General features: G+C 73.6%; 1 protein-coding gene. It reads right to left on the minus strand.

What is annotated here, in order from left to right; genetic code table 11:
• Window positions 1–555: 555 nt before the first annotated feature.
• Window positions 556–954: a DUF3040 domain-containing protein gene (locus ACJA3G_RS36835; RefSeq protein WP_406557367.1), complete on the minus strand. Its 399-nt coding sequence runs from the start codon at window positions 952–954 to the stop codon at window positions 556–558.
• Window positions 955–1,483: the final 529 nt, after the last annotated feature.

Consider the following 1,483-nt stretch of genomic DNA (forward strand, 5'->3'; position numbering starts at 1 on the left):
GGCGGGGGCTGGTGCTCCACTGGGGCATCGGCCCGCCGGGACGCCGGTGCCCCTCCGGGCGGCGAGGAGCCCTGGCGCCGCGATGCCGCCGCCGGCCTTCGGCCCGACACCAAGGCGGCCCTTTGAGGCCGTACGGCTGCACCTCCAGCCCGTCCGGCGCTTGAGGACGAGCGACGGCCGCAGGCCGAGGCCACGACCCGCACGGCGGGACGCACAGAACCACCCCCGAGGACGCGACCATCCAGCCCGTCCGGCGCTTGAGGACGAGCGAAGGCCGCAGGCCGAGGCGACGACCCGCACCGCGGCACGCACAGAACCACCCCCGAGGGCGCGATCAATCCAGCCCGTCCGGCGCCTGAGGACGAGCGACGGCCGCAGGCCGAGGCGACGACCCGCACGGCGGGACGCACAGAACCGCCCCCCGAGGGCGCGATCAATCCAGCCCGTCCGGCGCTTGAGGACGAGCGACGGCCGCAGGCCGAGTGACACCACTGAGGGGCGACCACCGCATCGGTGATCGCCCCTCAGTCACGTTCGAACACAGGCCCTCCGGGCCTAGCGACCGCCTTCGTCGCGGCGCCGCTGCCAGCGCTGCTCGATGCGGTCCATCACCGACCGCTTCGGGCCGCGTGCACGCGCCGCGGGCCGCGCCGCCACACCGCCGCCCACCGGCTGTTCGCCACGCCGTGGCGCCTTGCGCCAACCGGTGACCGCGAGCACGGCACAGCCGAGCATGATGAGGAACCCGACCACGCTGATCCAGATCCCCTGCCCGATACCAATCATGAGGAGCGCGATACCCACCAAGAAGCCGGCGACCGCCTGGTAGACCCGTCGCCGGGTATACGTACGCAGCCCGCTTCCCTCAAGCGCTGTCGCGAACTTGGGATCTTCGGCGTACAGCGCTCGCTCCATCTGCTCGAGCATGCGCTGCTCGTGCTCCGAGAGCGGCACGGAGTCCTCCTACTCGTCGGTCGCGGGGGGCGACCGGATGCGGCCCCTTCAGGATAGGCAGGGAATCGCCCCCGTGAAACCCGCCCTCTACGCCAATTCGCCAATCCGAGCCGCCACGGCGGCCCGCCCGGTGGGGAGTGGATTCCCCATCGAACGACCCGCCATGCCGGACCTTGTACCCCGATCATACGGGGCGAAGCCGCCGATCGGGGGGCCTGTGGCGTACTCCATGCCGCTACTCCGTCCGGGACAGCTTCGCTGATCAGCGCGGGGACGCCCGGGCGTGGGACCGGCCGCGTACCCACCACCCGCGGCGCGTCCGTCCGGGCGGCGGTCCGCACGGCACGCGGCCGACCGTCCCGGCGACCGGTCGAAGGCCGCCACGCGAGCGGATACCGAGCGGATACCGAGCCGATGACGGGCGGCTGCCGGCGGACGCACGAGCACACGCAGGCACTGAGACGCTCGGGCCTCGGACGCCCCGACACCCGGGCACCCCGGGCACCCGGCACCCGGGCCCCCGGCACCC

The organism is Streptomyces sp. YS-3 (genome assembly GCF_045257485.1).
Classification (GTDB): domain Bacteria; phylum Actinomycetota; class Actinomycetes; order Streptomycetales; family Streptomycetaceae; genus Streptomyces.